The 16,683-nt window shown below is 73.1% G+C and carries 10 protein-coding genes; 8 read left to right on the top strand and 2 right to left on the bottom strand.

Annotated features, from left to right (window positions below; genetic code table 11):
• The first annotated feature begins 542 nt into the window (after positions 1–542).
• The gene (gene sepH / locus ACLQ2R_RS32335) at positions 543–2,624 is read left to right on the top strand and encodes a septation protein SepH (RefSeq protein ID WP_425965050.1); all 2,082 of its coding nucleotides are present in this window, start codon (positions 543–545) and stop codon (positions 2,622–2,624) included.
• 53 nt (positions 2,625–2,677) lie between these two features.
• Here sepH and ACLQ2R_RS32330 read toward each other — a convergent pair whose 3' ends face one another.
• Positions 2,678–4,387 (bottom strand): PH domain-containing protein, encoded by a 1,710-nt coding sequence (locus ACLQ2R_RS32330; RefSeq protein ID WP_425965048.1) that lies wholly within the window; start codon positions 4,385–4,387, stop codon positions 2,678–2,680.
• Positions 4,388–4,683: 296 nt separating this feature from the next.
• A complete protein-coding gene (locus ACLQ2R_RS32325) occupies positions 4,684–5,292 on the bottom strand; it encodes a PH domain-containing protein (RefSeq protein ID WP_425965046.1) in 609 nt (202 codons plus the stop codon).
• Between the two features lie 266 nt (positions 5,293–5,558).
• On the opposite strand from ACLQ2R_RS32325, the gene ACLQ2R_RS32320 reads away from it, so the two are divergent.
• From ACLQ2R_RS32320 to ACLQ2R_RS32290, 7 genes are all read left to right on the top strand, one after another.
• A complete protein-coding gene (locus ACLQ2R_RS32320) occupies positions 5,559–6,527 on the top strand; it encodes an ATP-binding cassette domain-containing protein (RefSeq protein WP_425965044.1) in 969 nt (322 codons plus the stop codon).
• Entirely contained in the window at positions 6,524–7,333 is an 810-nt protein-coding gene (locus tag ACLQ2R_RS32315) for an ABC transporter permease (RefSeq protein ID WP_386248250.1), read from the top strand. The genes ACLQ2R_RS32320 and ACLQ2R_RS32315 overlap by 4 nt, the downstream gene beginning before the upstream one ends.
• A gap of 65 nt (positions 7,334–7,398) precedes the next feature.
• Complete coding sequence (locus ACLQ2R_RS32310; RefSeq protein ID WP_425965043.1) at positions 7,399–11,223, top strand: SNF2-related protein; 3,825 nt, start codon at positions 7,399–7,401, stop codon at positions 11,221–11,223.
• The gene (locus tag ACLQ2R_RS32305) at positions 11,223–11,585 is read left to right on the top strand and encodes a hypothetical protein (RefSeq protein ID WP_425965041.1); all 363 of its coding nucleotides are present in this window, start codon (positions 11,223–11,225) and stop codon (positions 11,583–11,585) included. Before ACLQ2R_RS32310 ends, ACLQ2R_RS32305 begins: the two co-directional genes overlap by 1 nt.
• Positions 11,586–11,939: 354 nt before the next feature.
• A complete protein-coding gene (locus ACLQ2R_RS32300) occupies positions 11,940–12,506 on the top strand; it encodes a YbhB/YbcL family Raf kinase inhibitor-like protein (RefSeq protein WP_386248253.1) in 567 nt (188 codons plus the stop codon).
• Positions 12,507–12,689: 183 nt separating this feature from the next.
• Positions 12,690–14,255, top strand: coding sequence for a hypothetical protein (locus tag ACLQ2R_RS32295; protein ID WP_425965040.1), 1,566 nt, complete (start codon positions 12,690–12,692; stop codon positions 14,253–14,255).
• An 86-nt stretch (positions 14,256–14,341) separates the two neighbouring features.
• Positions 14,342–16,591: a SulP family inorganic anion transporter gene (locus tag ACLQ2R_RS32290; protein ID WP_425965038.1), complete on the top strand. Its 2,250-nt coding sequence runs from the start codon at positions 14,342–14,344 to the stop codon at positions 16,589–16,591.
• Positions 16,592–16,683: the final 92 nt, after the last annotated feature.

Here is a 16,683-nt window from a genome sequence, read left to right as displayed (position 1 = left end):
GCGCGCCGCCTCCCTCCCACAAGCTCCCGGTAAAGGGCGGCGCAAAGGCTCGCTCGAAGAACGACGCGCCCGCGTGTCCGTCGTCGCCCCGGCCCGTACGGGCGGCAGATTCGCAGGGGCCCGCGCCACTCGACCCCGAGGGAGTCCCCTGGAGATGACCTTCTCCCGCCGTCCATGCCCGCCTCCGTCGCGGCCCGTCGTCACGGAGCGCGACGACCGGCCCCCGCACGACGCCGCGGCCGCGCCGTCCCCCGCCCGGATCGGCGGACCGGCCCCGCGGCCGTCTTCCGGTTATTGGCGGAAGTCCGCAGCGGTTCCCGGAGTTATCCGTGAGAATCCCTGCAGGACCCCGAAGTCGCTGCTCCAGACAGGTGCCCTGTAATCAGATGAATGGAGCAAATGTGACCGGCGTCACATCGCTGCGAGCCCCATCCAGGAAGGCGATGTTCGGACATGCCGGGTACGGTGCTGGCAGGCAACCGGCACACGCGAGAGACTCAAGGGTCCGGGGGAAGATTGAGCACGACGACGAAGGGACTCGCATGCAGGAGCTCCGGCTCGTCGCGGTGAGTGAGGACGGGACCTATCTCGTGCTGGCGACGGCCGGCCGGGGTACCCGGTTCACGCTGCCCGTAGACGACCGGCTCCGTGCTGCCGTCCGCGGCAACTTCTCCCGTCTCGGCCAGTACGAGATCGAAGTGGAGAGTCCGTTGCGCCCCAAGGAGATCCAGGCCCGGATCCGTGCCGGCGAGACCGCGGAGGAGATCGCCAACACGGCGGGAATCCCGGTCGAACGCGTGCGATGGTTCGAGGGTCCCGTGCTCCAGGAACGTGAGTACATGGCACAGCAGGCGCAGCGCTGCGCCGTGCGCCTGCCCGGCGACTCCGCTCCCGGTCCCACCCTCGGCGACCTGGTCGTCGAGCGGCTGACCCGTCGCGGCGTGCCCGCCGACGAGATCGAGTGGGACGCCGCCAAGCGGGACGACAACATGTGGCGCATCAAGCTCGGCTTCGTGTGGAACGGTCACACGCGCAACGCCGAGTGGATCTTCGATCCCCGGCGGCGCCACATCACGCCCCACGACGACGAGGCCCTGCGCCTCTCCAGCGGGCAGGACGCCGACCCGGTCGAGGACGGCACGGTCACGCCGTTCGTGCCGCGTGTGGCCAAGCTCGCCCCGGTGCCGTCGCTGGCGTCCGAGTCGCTGCACCAGCCCCCGGTGGCCTTCCCCTCGGTCCTGCGTCACGAGCCGCCGGCCCAGCCCCGGCCCGCCTACGCCCAGGTCGAGCCCTCGATGCCCCCGTCCGTCCCGGCGCCGCCCGCCGCCTACCAGCAGCCGCCCATGCCCCCGCTCCCGGCCGGTTACGAGGCCCCGAGGGTCTCGGTGCCGCCGCTGCGCGCGCCCGACACGGCAGGTCACCCGCCGGACAGGATCGCGGAGCACGCCTCCGCCGCGGCCCAGGGGGCCGAGGCCGTCACGCAGGTGCGGCCCCCCGAGCCCGTGCTGCCCGAGCCGGTCACCACGCCCGGCCCGGTTCCGTACGAGCCGGCCGCGTACGGGCCGCCCGCCTCCGCCGAGCCCGATCTCGTCGCGCCCGTCTCGCCGCCGCTCGTCCCCGAGGCCACCGTGAAGGCGGCCGGGCCGTCCGCGCCCGAGCCGTCCACGCCTGAGCCGTCCGCACCCGGGCCTTTCGTGCCCGAGCCCGCCGTGACCGGACTGTCCGCGCCTGAGCCGTCCGCGACCAGGCCTTCCACACCGTCCGTCCCGCCCGTGGCCGCCCCGCCCGTGGCCATGCCGCCCGTGGGGACACCTGCGGTCGTGGCACCCACGAGCGCGTCCCCCGTGGCGACGCCGGTGGCCGAGCCCTCCACGGTGCCGCCCGTGGCCGAACCCCCGGCCCCCCCGGTGGAGCCGGAACCCGTCACGGCACCCGCGCGCCCCGCCGTGCCGGAGACACCCTCCGTGCCGGAGACTCCCGCCGTGGCCGAACCGGCCCCGGCACCGGCCGTCATCGCGCCGGTCGTCACCACACCGGAGGCCGCGACCCGTCCCGCGGCCGAGGCCCCGGAGCGGGTGGAGCCCGTACCGGGTCCGGAGAGCGTCCGGGTTCCGGAGGCCGCCGGGACCGCCGTCCCCGAAGCCGCGAGGAGCACAGGGGACGCCGGGGAGACCGGGGATGCCGGGAGCTCGCCGTCCCCGGCCGCGGTCACTCCCGCGGGGCCGCCTCCTGCGGAACGGACCGCCCCGGATCAGGCCGTCCCGGAACGGACCGCCCCGGAGAAGGCGGCTCCCGCCGCGTCCGAGCCCGTCGCGAAGCCTCCCGTCGTACCGGAGGGCCCCCCTCCGGCGGCGGGACCGACCGTCCCGGAGGGTGCGATAGCCGTGCCCGCGGCGCGGGTCAGCGTGGACGAACCGGCCAGGACCGACCCGGAGACACCGGAGACCGGCCCCGCCGGAACGCCGGAGCCCAAGGCCGACAAGCCCGCGGCCGAGAAGCCGGTGGAGCCGCCCAAGCCCGCACCGGCCCCCACCCCGGCACGGCCTGCCAAGAAGTCCCGGGGGCGGCGCGCCTCGGTGCCCACCTGGGACGAGATCATGTTCGGAGCCCGGCGCCAGGACTGACCACATCACGCGGGCGGGTGACCGGGAGTCCCGGTCACCCGCCCGCGTGTGTGTCAGCCGTTCGCCGGACCACCGGGCGGTAGGGACGATCCGGGCGACTCCGACGCCCAGGACGACGCGGACGATCCCGGCACCTCGGACGACGCCGCCGCCCCCGGTGATCCCGGCGCCCCGGACGACACCGCCTCACGCCGTTCGCCCGGCGACCGTGGCCCGGAGACGAGGAACGGCGAGAGCCAGGCGGGGGTGACCTCCGCGGCGAAGGCGGGCCCGTCGTCCTCTCCGACGTCGATGGCGGCGTAGCCTCCACTGCCCGCCCCCACCCCTGCGGTCACGGTCAGCAGACCGGCGCGGCGCTGGAACCAGGTCTGGCTCAGGGTCCAGCCGACCACGGCCCGTTCCTCGATCACCGCCTGGGAGCGGCGCAGCGACCCCGACCTGACCGAAAGCCGGGTGCCGTCGTAGGTGTGGCCGAGGGAACGGTAGCGGTCGAGGCCGAGCGGGACGCCCAGCGCCGCGAGGAGCAGGGCGGGTGCCCCGAGCGCCCACCAGAACCCGGACCAGAGCTCGACGGCGGCCACCGCGCAGGCGGCGACCACCAGCCAGGGGAAGATCGCCCGGAACAGCCTGCGCCTGCGCGCGGCGGGCGGGTGCGGCCGCAGGTCGGTGGCGATCGGGCCGATGGCCTCGCCCACCACGTCGAGCACCATGTCCTTCGGCGCCACCGGCATGAGCTGGCCTCGTGTCTGCGAGTCCCCCAGACCGGTCACGATCGCCCAGGCGCGGCCGAGACCGGCACCGCGCTCGGCCGGGCCCTGGACGAACTCGAACCCGCGGACCCTGCGCCGCTCCAGCGACACGCTCCGGCGCGTGATCAGGCCGCGACCGGCGACGAGATAGCCCTCGCGGGCCCGGAGGCTGAAGTCCCAGTTGAACACCGCGTACATGACCGCGCCGACCACCGGCATGGCCAGGATGAGCACCACCAGAGCCGCGATGAGGAGGGGCGGGTGTTCCCAGAGCCACTCACCCGCGCCGACGAGGACCCGCCTGTCGATCCCGAACTCGGTCCCCAGCTGGAAGGCCAGGCCCACGGCACCGGCCACCAGCGCGAAAGGGGTCAGCAGGTAGGCGCCGGAGAGCGGGCCGTACACGAGCCACTTGCGCGGCAGCACGAAGAACACCCGTTCGGGAGTGGTGTCCCCCACCTCGTGACGGACCGTCCCGGCCTCGGCACCCGTTCCCGGCCCGGCGGGCACGCCGTCCGCGAGCCCCCCCGGGCCCGCCTGGCCGGTCGCCTGGTCCGCCCCGCGCGCCTGGACGCGCCTCGCCGTCCGGGCACGCGCGTGCCAGAGCAGCACGGCCTTGAGGCGTTCCCCCTCCTCGACGGTCACCCCGTCGAGCTCGCCCTCCTGCTTGTCGTCGCCGCCCGCGCCGGTGTCGATCCGCAGGACGGAGATGCCGAGCAGGCGGTGCAGCGGCGGAGCGCTGACGTCGACCCCGCGGATCCGCTCCAGCGGGATGGTCCGTACCGACCTGCTGATCAGCGACCGGGTGAGCTCCAGCCGGTCACCGACGATCCGGTAGGTGAAGGTCGCCCAGCGCACCGCCGCGAACGCGACGGAGCCGACGACGCCCATCGCCGCCCACACGAACGACCCCGGGGAGAATCCGCCGATGAACAGCACGCCCGCCAGCGGCACGAAGAGCGAGGGCAGCATCCGGATCGGATCGGTCAGCAGCACCTTCGGGCTGAGCCGCAACGGCCCGCCGGTCGGCGGCCCGTCCCCCTCCCCGCCGGGCCCGCCCGGCCCCTCCGGCGCGAGCCCGCCCGATCCCTCCGGCGTGAGCCCGACGGCCCCGGGCGGAGCGAGCCCGTCGGGTCCGTGCGGAGCGGAGACGTCGGGTCCGGGCCCGGGGGCGGGGCTCTCGGGACCGGCGGGGCCAACGGGGCCGGCGAGGCCGGCGGGGTCGGCGGGGCCGCCCGGGTCCGGCACCCCTCGACCGGGAACCTCGGGGTCCGAAGGCCCGGCAGGCGGGTGATCGGCGGCGGATCCGCTCATGTCGCGTCGTCCCTGAGCTCCTCCGCACGGCGGGCGAGCCCCTCGGCCAGTTCGGCGGCGACCTGGTACTCAAGGCCCTTGATCGTGGACGAACCGGCGTGCGAGGCGGTACGGATCTCGACCGTGGCCAGGCCCAGCATGCGTTCGATCCAGCCCTGCGCCTTGTCGACCGTCTGGATCCTGCTGACGGGGACGAACACCCATTCCCTGCTGATCCAGCCGGAACGCGCGTAGACCACGTCCTCGCTGAGCTCCCACCTGTGCACGGCGTACCGCCAGAAGGGCTCGATGATCATGCCGGGGATCAGCAGCACCAGGATGATGCCCGGCAGCCACCAGATGTTGTCGAGCACCCACACGGGGAGCCAGGACCAGCGATCCTCGTCGATCCACCGGGCGAGGAAGAAGGAGCCGACGGCCAGGACCACGGACCAGAACAACCCCTCCAGCAGCCACATGGCGATGGCCTTGCGGGAGACGGGATTGGCGGGGTCACGAAGGGAGAAACGGTCACGTCCCGGGCCGCCTCGGCGACGCTCGGCCGGACGGCCGGACGCCCACGCCTGCGGTGAGGCGGTGCTGTGCTCATCGGCGCGGTCACTCACGTTGCCAGCCTAAACGCTCTCGTCGCGACGGGGGCCGGCCGCGTACCGGGGACGGGCCGCTGGAACGGTCCGGGAGCCGCGAACACCGCGCGGGAGCGGCCGGGAGACGACGGGCACGGCGGCCCGCCCGGACGCCGCCCTCGCGAATCGTCCCGCGTCCGGCGGGGACGGTTCGTAACGGATCCGGAGCGAGCGGGCCGGAGGCCGGGAATTGTCGGTGGGACGGTGCATGCTGTGAGATCCGCCACGACGAAGAGGACCGAACGATGACCTATGCCATACAGGCCGAGGGCCTGGTGAAACGCTACGGGGAGACCCGGGCGCTGGACGGGGTGGATCTTCTCGTGCCCCAGGGGCGTCTGCTGGGCGTGCTGGGCCCCAACGGCGCCGGCAAGACGACCGCGGTGCGCATCCTGGCGACGTTGCTCCGCCCCGACGCCGGCACCGCCTCCGTCGGCGGTTACGACGTGACGAGCCAGTCCCATCAGGTGCGCTCGCTGATCGGCCTGACCGGCCAGTACGCCGCCGTCGACGAGATGCTCACCGGCATCGAGAACCTGGTGATGATCGGCCGCCTGCTGGGCATGTCCCGCGCCGACTCACGGGCCCGCGCGAACGAGCTGCTGGAGCGCTTCGACCTGTCCGACGCCGGCGGGCGGGCCACCAAGACCTACTCCGGCGGCATGCGCCGGCGTCTCGACCTGGCCGCGAGCCTGATCGGCCGGCCGAAGGTGCTCTTCCTCGACGAGCCGACCACCGGGCTCGACCCGCGCAGCCGCACCGAGCTGTGGAGCGTGGTGCGCGGCCTGATGGCCGACGGCGTCACCGTCCTGCTCACCACGCAGTATCTGGAGGAGGCCGACCAGCTCGCCGACGACATCGTCGTCTTCGACCACGGCAAGGTCATCGCCTCCGGCACCTCCGACCAGCTCAAGGCGACGACCGGCGCCCAGGTCCTGGAGGTACGGCCGTTGCGGGCCGAGCACCTCGACCTGGTGGGCAAGGTGCTCGCCGACGTACTGGGCGAGGCCCCCGACCTCAGCGGGGGCAGGGCCACCGCGTCGATCCACGACCCGGCGGCCGTCCCGGTGATCGTGCGGCGCCTGGACGACCAGGGGGTCATCGCCTCCGAGCTCGCGCTGCGCACGTCCAGCCTGGACGAGGTCTTCCTCTCCATCACCGGCCGGCTGCCCGAGGACGAGGACACCCCCGAGAAGGAAGAGGCCTTCGCATGACGACGCTGACGACGACCATCCCGCAGGTGGCCGCCAGGCGCGTCAGCCCGCTGGCCACCCTGCAGCAGACCATGACGCTGGCCTGGCGCAGCCTGGTCCAGATCAAGCACAACCCGTGGGAGCTGCTGGATCTGAGCATCCAGCCCATCATGTTCCTGCTGCTGTTCACCTACGTCTTCGGCGGTGCCATCTCCGGCTCCACCGGCGACTACCTGCAGTTCGCCCTGCCCGGGCTGCTCGTGCAGAACGCCCTGTTCTACACGCTGTCCACCGCGATCGGTCTCAACACCGACATCACCAAGGGCGTCTTCGACCGGCTGCGCAGCCTGCCCATCGCCCGCACCGCGCCGCTCTCCGGCCGCGTCATCGCCGACACCGTCAAGCAGATGTGGGCCTTCGTCCTGCTGGTCGGTTTCGGCATGGTGCTGGGATTCCGGGTCACCACCAGCGTGTTCGGCCTGCTGGGTGCCCTTGCCCTGCTGGTCGTGGTCGCCCTGGCCATGTCCTGGATGTCGGTGCTGATCGGGCTGAAGGCCTCCAGCCCCGAGAAGGTGCAGATGATCTCCTTCTCCACCATGATGCCGCTGACCTTCACCAGCAGCGCGCTGGTGCCTTCGGCCACCTTTCCCTCCTGGCTGAAGACCTGGTCGGACATCAACCCCGTCACGCACCTGGCCGACGCCATCCGCGGCCTGCTGATCGGTGGTGACATCGCCCGCCCCACGCTCTTCGCGCTGCTGTGGGCCGCCGGTTTCGCCGTGGTGTTCGCTCCTTTGGCGATCCGGGCCTTCCGCAGCCACGTCTAGTCTGTTCGCGGGCGGAGCGGGGGCCGAGCCCGGCGTCATCGGCGATTCGGGACAGGGGTGGTCACGTGCTCGTGGTTCACGGTGTGTGGGTGGACGGGTCGCTCGGAGTCTGGGCGGAGGACACCGCCCAGGCTCGGGCGTCCGCGTCCCGCGCCCTGCTCCGCAGGCACCCGTTCGCCGCGTCCACGACCACTCTCGCGGCCGTGATCGACCTGATCATGGGAGATTCACCCGAAGAGTCCCTGAATGGGACGCTAAGCGAACTTTCTGGCACCACCCTCCCCGCCGTCCCGGGGGCGGCCCGCCGGGCCGAGGCGACCCCTCAGGGAGCCGCACCGCCCACCTCGGGTGCCCCGGCCGTCCCAGGCGCCCCGGCGATCACGGGCGGCACGGCAGGTGCCGCGGACAGCGGATCCGCTCTGCTCCTCCCGGGGATCACGGGTATCACGGGTGCCGTCGAGGCACGGGAACTGACCGTCCTGCTTCCCGGGTCGGCCGCCGGCCCGCTGCCCTCCCCCGAGTCGGGCCTGGCGAGCCGGGCGCGGAGGCCGAGGATCTCCGCCTGGCGGATCCCCTCGCTGCTGTTCCAGCCCGCGGACGCGCTCCGGCTGCTCGGTTCGCTGCCCGCTCCGGCCCCGGGAACCGCCGCTCCCGCCACGGCCGGTCTCGCCTTCGAGGACGGGGGCGACGACGCTCCGGCCTGGGAGCCCGCCCTCTCGCTGCGGTATCTCGCCGTGGTGGCCGAACACGCCCGCGGCCTCGCCCGGCGCGGCCGGATCCTGCCGCAGCTCGTCGTGGAGGACGGCGTCCACGCCGCCCGGTGGCGGCCGGTGCTCACCGGCGCGGACCTGTCCGTCCTTCCCGGCCTCGCCGCCGCGATGCCGCCGATCTGCAGGGCGGCCGGACGCGAAAGGCCGCCGGCGGAGGTGCTGGAGGAGTTGCTGAACGGACTGGTCGACGGCGCGGCGCGGCTGTCACTGCCCGGCCGCCTGATCCTCGGCTCTCGCCCGGGTGCCAGGACGGCCCTGGCCGACCGCTGGCTGTATGCGCTGACCGGCGAGGACGCCCTGCTTCCCGGCGCGAGACCGGCCGAGGCGGCGGTGCTGGGCGAGGCCCTGACCGGCTGGCTCGGTTCCGCCCACGAGCTGGAGGGCCCGGTACGCGTCTGCTTCCGGCTGATCGAGCCCGCCGAGGACGAGGACACCTGGCGCATCGAGTTCGGTCTCTCCCCCGCGGAGGACACGGACGGCACGACCGGCACCGGCGCCATGAACAACACCGGTGACACCGGAGACGCCCGCGACACCGGCACCGTCAACGACACGGACGGCACGAGCGGCATGGGCGGCATGGGCGGCGCCCGTTACCTGCCGGCCGAGCGTATCCGAGCCGGGGAGCGGGCGCCGTGGCTCCCCGAGCGACCCGAGGAGGTGCTCCGTGCCGGTCTCGTCCGGGCCGTGCGGCTCCACCCCGGCCTGCACACCGCGCTGCGCGCCCCCCTGCCGACCGGTCTGACGGTCGAGACCGCCTGGGCGTTCTCGTTCCTCCGTCACGGCGCACCCGTGCTCCGGGCGGCGGGGTACGAGGTGCGACTGCCCGCCTGGGCCGGTCGGCAGGGGCTGGGCCTCAAGCTCACCACCCGTCCGCTCGCCGGTGAACCACTCGCCGGCGGGCGCGCGAGACCCGGTCACGAAGGATCCGGGCAGGAAGGATCCGGCCGCGAGGAATCCGCTCGCGAGTCGCCCGCCCGCGAAGAGCCGGCTCACGAGGCCCCCGGCCCCGAGGAGCCCGGCCCTGCGGCGTCCGGTCGCGGAGGATCCGACCACACGGAGACCGGTCTCGACGACCGGGTGAACGTCCGGCTGGACGTCACCGTCGGCGACCACACGATCGACGCCGCGGAGCTCGCCGAGCTCGCCGAGCTCCGCGTTCCCCTGGTACGGCTCAGGGGCCGCTGGGTCGAGCTGGACGACCTGCAGATCAAGGCCGCGTTGAAGGTGATCGAGCGCCACGCCGGCGAACGGACCGTCGGCGAGGTGATCCGCGAGGTCGTGGAGGGCGGCGACGAGGAGCTGCCCCTGGTCGCCGTCGACGCTCACGGCGTCCTGGGCGATCTCCTCTCCGGTGAGGCCGACCGCCGGCTCACCCCGGTGCCCGTACCGCGAGCCCTTCGGGGAGTCCTCCGCCCGTACCAGGAACGCGGCCTGTCGTGGCTGAGCTTCCTGTCCGGGCTCGGCCTGGGCGGCATCCTCGCCGACGACATGGGGCTGGGCAAGACCGTCTCGACCCTCTCGCTCCTGCTGTCCGAACGCGAGGGCATCCGGCCCGGCGAGGCCGTTCCGCCTGACGACGGCACCCACCCCGTCGAGGCCGCCCCACCTGACGGGCCGCCTCGACCCGGTGATGGAACCCCACCGGACGAGGCACCCCGATCGGGCGACGGCACCTCATCGGGCGAGACCGTCCCACGTGACGAGGTCCCCCGGTCCGGCGACGGCGGCCCGTCGGACGGGACCACGCACCCCACCGGGAGCGGGCACCCCGGGCAGGGCGAACACCCTGGGCAGAGCGAACACTCCGGGCAGGGCGGGCGCCACGTGCTGCCGGGACGGCCCGGGCCGACACTGCTGGTCTGCCCGATGTCGCTGATCGGCAACTGGCAGAAGGAGGCGTCCCGGTTCGCCCCCTCGCTCCGCGTGTACGTCCACCACGGTGGCGCGCGCCGGCGCGAGGCGGAGCTGGCCGCCACGGTACGCGAGGCCGACCTGGTCGTGACCACGTACGGCACCGCGTTGCGGGATCTCGGCGCGCTCGCGGCGATCCGGTGGGAGCGGGTGGTGTGCGACGAGGCACAGGCGATCAAGAACAGCGCCACGCGGCAGTCCAGGGCGGTGCGGTCCATCCCCGCCCGCACCAGGCTCGCGCTGACCGGCACGCCGGTGGAGAACCGCCTGACGGAGCTCTGGTCCATCATGGAGTTCTGCAACCCGGGGCTGCTCGGACCGGCCAGGCGGTTCAGGACGCGCTACCAGGAACCGATCGAGACACGGCGCGACCCCGACGCCGTCTCGGCACTGAGAAGGGCCACCGGCCCGTTCGTACTGCGGCGCCTCAAGACCGACCGCTCCATCATCTCCGACCTGCCCGAGAAGCAGGAGATGAAGGTCTGGTGCACGCTCACCCGGGAGCAGGCCGAGCTGTACGGGGCGGTGGCCGGCGAGATGCTCGGGCGGATCGACGGCTCCAGCGGCATCGAGCGGCGTGGCAACGTCCTCGCCGCCATGACCCGGTTGAAGCAGATCTGCAACCACCCCGTCCAGTTCCTCAAGGACGGGTCCGGGCTGGCGGGCCGGTCGGGCAAGCTGGCCCGGCTGGAGGAGCTGGCCGAGGAGATCGTCGCGGAGGGCGACAAGGCGCTGGTCTTCACGCAGTACGCCGAGTTCGGCACCCTCCTGCAGCCGTACCTGGCCGCCCACCTCGACCGGCCGGTGCTGTGGCTGCACGGCGGGTTGTCCAAGAAGCGGCGCGACGCGCTGGTGGAGCGGTTCCAGGGCGACGACGAGCCGATGCTGTTCCTGCTCTCGTTGAAGGCGGCCGGCACCGGCCTCAACCTGACCGCGGCCTCCCATGTCGTCCACGTGGACCGGTGGTGGAACCCGGCCGTGGAGGACCAGGCGACCGACCGGGCCTTCCGGATCGGCCAGACGAAGAACGTGCAGGTGAGGAAGTTCATCTGCCTCGACACGCTGGAGGAGCGGATCGACGAGATGATCGAACGTAAGAAGTCCCTCGCCCAGAGCGTGGTGGGCACCGGCGAGGACTGGATCGCCGGCCTGTCCACCGAGCGGCTGCGCGAGCTGTTCCGGCTCGGCCCCCGGGCGGTGAGCTGATGCCCCGCCCCGGATCCGGTGAGGTGCCGCCCGGCACCCCGTCCGACATCCCGCCCGGCACCCCGTCCGATACTCCGTCCGACGAACCGCTCGGCATGCCGTCCGACGAACCGCTCACCGAACCGTCCGACCAACCGCTCGCCGAGCCTGCCGACGAACCGACCGGCGAGCCGTTCGACGGGCGGGTTGCCGACTTCTACTCCCCCGGTGTCCCGCTGAACCGTGTACGGCCGCGCCCTCGGGGCACGACGATCCCTGCGGACCTGCTGCTGCGGATACTGGAACCTCCGGCGGTCAAGGTGCGGCACATCCCGCTGGTGGACCTGCTCAGGAAGCCGTACCGGGAGCTGGGCGGCGACTGACGCGACCGGCGCGCGTCCCGCGGTGGGAGCGGGCGACCTCGCGGGAGGACGAACGGCTCCTCCGAGGACCCCGGGCGGGCTCCGCCGATGACCCGCACGGTCCCGCCGATGACCCGCACGGTCCCGTCGAGGACCCGGACCGCTTCACCGAAGGCCCGGACGGCTCCCGCCGAGGACCGGGACCGCTTCGGCGGAGACCCGGACCGCTTCGCCCAGGACCCGGACGGCGAAATACGTTGCGACAATCACTCCCACCCCCCACACCGGCTTTCTCCCGGTTTCACAGCATTTCTTCAGCGTGGAACCTCGCGATCCGGTCTGCGCAACTTCCAGACCCGCGTAGCATCATCGGGCATGGGGCAGCCGAACACGTCTACGCGTCGCCCGCGGCTCACCTCCACGGTGACGGTGGCCGCGGTGCTCGTCATCGCCTCCTCCGGATGCGGGCTGGCGAGCGGCATGGCCTCCTCGGAGCGGTTGCAGCTGGAGCCGATCGGCGTCTCCAGCCCTCGGGTCAGGGACGGTGGCCCCCTGCCGTCCGACTACTCGTGCAAGGGTTCGGCCGGTAACCCTCCGCTACGTTGGTCCCGCGTTCCTGAGGGTACGAGGTCCGTCGCAATCGTCGTGGACAACAACTCCCGGACAGGTGGCGAGGTGAACTGGGTGGTGTTCGACATCGATTCACGCACCAACGAGCTGCCGGAGGGTAGCGTGCCCGTGCGGGCCGTCGAGGGGAGCACGTCGAAGGGCACGGTGGGGTACGACCCGCCGTGCGGCCCCCAGGAGAACTATCGTTTCACCGTCTACGCGCTGAAGGACTGGGTCGGCCTCCGCAAGGGGGCACCGCTGAACGAGACCCTGAAGAGCATCGCGGACAAGACGATCGCCTGGGGACGGCTCACCACGGCTCACCTCGAGTGACCGGGCAAATACCGGAGGTAGTAATGGTTACCAATTCTTCACTTAGGGTGTGACAACGCTCATAGTGGTCCGACACAATCAGATCCAATGTCCGAGCGCAGGTGATGCAGGGGGGCAGGTCGCGTCGATGGCCGCGCGATCTCACCGGCGCCGCTGTAAGGCCATGGCCTTGAGGGTGGTGCAATGATCGCGGTCGTAGTAAGCCTGGTCGCCGTCGTGCTCCTCGTGCTCGTCGTCGTGGCACTGGGAATGCGGTCGATGAACCGCAGAGAGAGCGCGCTCCCCGCGGAACGTCTGCGGGAGATGGCGGAGAAGGAGGCGCTGGCTCCGACCACGTCCAGCGACGACTTCGCCACCAGAGAACCGAAGATGAACCATTTCACCCCCGACCTCACCCCGTTCGACGAGCCGAAGCCCCCGCGCCAGCCGCGGCCTCCGAGCCAGCGGGGCAAGCGTGGCCTGAACGAGTTCGGCCAGATGGACGACTACGACGACGACTACTGGACGCGGCTCCAGGCCGACGAAGGCGGCTTCGGAGGGTCCCTGGCCGCCCGGATGGGCGCGAGCCGTCCCGTCGAGTCGCAGGACCGCGCGGTCGACGCCGACGCGGCGACCGTGCAGGCGCCGCTGCCGACCAGGCCGCCGTCCCGTGGCGCCACGCAGCGCCCCGCGGCGCCCGAGCCGCGCCCCTCCGCGGAGCCGGCCATCGCCTCGGCCTCCCTGCCCTCCGGGCTGTCGGACCTGGTGGCCCCGGTGCAGCCGAACCCGGCTCCCACCGCGGCCTCGCTCGCCGAGCAGAAGACCGTGACCTTCGCGGCCCCGGTCCCGAACACCTTCGGCGAGGGCCGCCCGTCGCGGGCGAGTTCGCGCCGCGGCGGCAACGCCGGCAACAGGGCCCCGTCACATCAGGCGGCTCAGCCCGCCGCCCCCTCCCGGCCCGATCCGCTGAACGACCCGCTCGGCGTCTCCTACTCCCGCCGCGGCGCGACCTCCCCCGCGGGCGGGGCGGGTTCCCGGGCCGGCGGCACGGCCTCTCCCGCGAACGGCCCGGCGGGCGCCCGCCCGGGTCACGGTGGCGGGCCGCTCGCCCCGATGCCTCCCATGGGCCCCACGACCAGCGGCGGTTTCCCCGTCACCTCCGCGGCGGACCCGCTCGGCGCCTCCTACCGCACCCCGCCGGCGGCGCAGCAGCGCCCGCAGGCACAGCCGCAGCAGCCGTCCCGGCGTGACGTGGCGGACAACCCGTGGGCCCAGGCCACCAGCCCCGCCTCGGGTGGCTGGCCGGCCGCGAACACCGCCGACATCCTCGACGACGCGGGCCCGTCCTACTCCTCGTACCAGACGCCGGTGCACGGCGGTCCCCCCTCGGGGTCGTACGAGGTCAGTTCCGGCTGGGCCACCATCGACGACGACGCGGTCACCGGGCCGAACCCGGCGGTGCCCGCCTCGACCGGCTCCCGGGGCCCCTCCCCCCGGGGCGGCACGCCCGGAGGCCAGGGACGCGCGGGAGGCTACGGGTACGAGCCCAGGCCCGCCACCCCGGCCAGCCCGGCCGCGTGGCCGGAGCCTGGTACCCCGCCGGGAAGCGACGGCCCGAGCTGGCCGAGCTACGGCGAGCTGTACGGCACCGCGGCACCCGAGAAGACCCCCCCGGGGGCCGGCGACCGCACCGGTGAGCGGGCCAGGCCGGATTCGCGAGGCGGCCACCACCGCGTCGAGGAGCCGGACTTTCCCGACTACTACCGCTGACCCTCTGCGTTGATTCTCTCCACCCCGCGTAAAAGCCTCGGGTAAAAACCCGAGGCCGCGGGGCGCGGACCCGTAGGGTCTGCCGCATGGAGACGGACACGAAAAGTGACGGCAAGGTCACGGCGGGTGGCCTTGCCTCCGTACTGCGGCACGACCTGCCCGCTTCCGTCGTGGTCTTCCTGGTGGCGATGCCCCTCTCGCTGGGCATCGCGGTCGCCTCGGGGGCACCGCTGGCCGCGGGACTCGTCGCCGGCGTGGTGGGCGGCGTGGTGGCCGGTCTTCTCGGCGGCTCCGTCGTCCAGGTGAGCGGGCCCGCCGCCGGCCTCTCGCTGGTGGTGGCCGACCTCGTCATGAGGTACGGCTGGCGGGCCACCTGCATGATCACCCTGCTCGCCGGTGCCCTGCAGTTGCTGCTGGGCGTCTGCAAGGTCGCCCGTTCCGCGCTGGCCGTGTCCCCTGCCGTGGTCCACGGCATGCTCGCCGGGGTGGGCGTGGTGATCGCCCTGGCCCAGTTGCACGTGGTGCTCGGCGGGAGTTCGCAGCGTTCGGCGATCGAGAACCTGGTCGAGCTGCCCCACCAGATCGTCCACAACCACACGCACGCGGTCTTCGCCGGCCTGCTGACCATCGTGGTCCTGATCGCCTGGACCCGCCTGCCCCCGCGGCTGCGGAGCCTTCCCGCCCCGCTGGCGGCGCTGCTCGTCGCCTCGGTGACCGCGTGGGCGGCCGGCTGGCAGGTCACCCGGATCGACCTGTCCGCCAGCCTGGACGCGTGGGTCGGGCCGGTGTGGCCGCAAGGCGACTGGCACGGGATCGTCGCGGCGGTGTTGCTGGTGGCGTTGCTGGCCGGGGTCGAGTCGCTGCTCTGCTCGGTGGCCGTGGACAAGCTGCACCAGGGCAGGCGCTCTGACCTGGACCGGGAGCTCACCGGTCAGGGGGTGGCCAACATGGTGACCGGCGCGCTGGGCGGCCTGCCGGTGGCGGGGGTCATCGTGCGCAGCACCACCAACGTCCGCGCCGGGGCCCGCAGCCGGTGGTCGACGGTCATGCACGGGGTGTGGCTGCTGCTGTTCGCGCTCGGGTTCGGCTGGATGATCGCCCTGATCCCGATGGAGGCGCTGGCCGCGCTGCTGGTCTTCATCGGCGTGCAGATGGTCAACATGAGCCACCTTCGCAACCTGCGCGGCCACAGCGAGGTCCCGGTGTACGTGGTCACCATGGCCGGGGTGGTGCTGCTCGGGCTGGCCGAGGGCGTGCTGGTGGGCCTGGGCCTGGCCGCGCTGCTCGCGCTGCGCCGTCTCACCCGGGTGACCGTACGGGCGACGGCCGAGCCCGACGGCCGCCGGCACGTGGTGATCGGCGGATCCCTGACCTTCCTGGGGGTCCCCACGCTCACCTCGGAGCTACGGGCCATCCCGGAGGGGGTGACGGTCGACCTGGACCTGAACATCGACTTCATGGACAACGCGGCGTTCGAGGCGATCCACGCCTGGCGCCAGGATCACGAGCGCGCCGGCGGGACCGTGAACATCGACGAGATCCACGACGAGTGGTACGCCATGGCGGCCAGCGGCGCGCGGATGTTCCCGTCCAAGACCCCGCCCCGGGCGCCGGACCGCTGGTGGCTGCCCTGGTCGCACCGCCGGCGCGGCCGCCGGGTCGCGCACCCGGCGGCGACCACCCGGCACCCGCACCTCGGCGGCAGCCCCGCCGTACCGGACCTGCTGGCCGGGGCGCGGGAGTTCCACCGGCTCACCGCGCCGCTGGTCCGTCCCCTGTTCCACGGGATGGCCCGCACCCAGGAGCCCTCGCACCTGTTCATCACCTGCGCGGACTCGCGCATCGTGCCGAACCTGATCACCTCCAGCGGCCCGGGGGACCTGTTCACGGTCCGCAACCTCGGCAACCTGGTGCCCCGGCTGGGGTCGGCGCCCGCGGACGACTCGGTGGCCGCGGCGATCGAGTACGCGACCGAGGTGCTCAGCGTCCGTACCATCACGGTCTGCGGTCATTCGGGGTGCGGGGCGATGGGCGCGCTGCTCAGTGCCGGGGAGAAGGTGACGGAGCAGCCCGCGCTGGGCCGCTGGCTGGTCCACGGCAACCACACCCTGGCGCGGTTCATCGCCGGTGAGAGCGCGGAGGAGGACCACGGGCCGCTGGACCGCCTCTGCCGGGTCAACGTGATCCAGCAGCTGGAGAACCTGCGGACCTACCCCCAGGTGGACCGGCTCTTCCGGAGCGGGGACCTGGAGCTGGTCGGCCTGTACTTCGACATCGGCACCGCCCGGGTGCACCTGCTGGAGCAGCACCCCGCGGTGACGAGCGGCCCGGCCTGATCCACGCCATCCTATGTGCCGTACGGGATGCGGCCTCCGCTCGTCGTACCGGATCTGCCCTGAGCAGATGGCTTGCGCCAAGGGTGAAAGCC

Origin of the sequence: Streptosporangium sp. DT93, from assembly GCF_049844535.1 — a bacterium.
GTDB lineage: Bacteria > Actinomycetota > Actinomycetes > Streptosporangiales > Streptosporangiaceae > Streptosporangium.
This window is presented reverse-complemented; position numbering and strand designations above follow the sequence as displayed.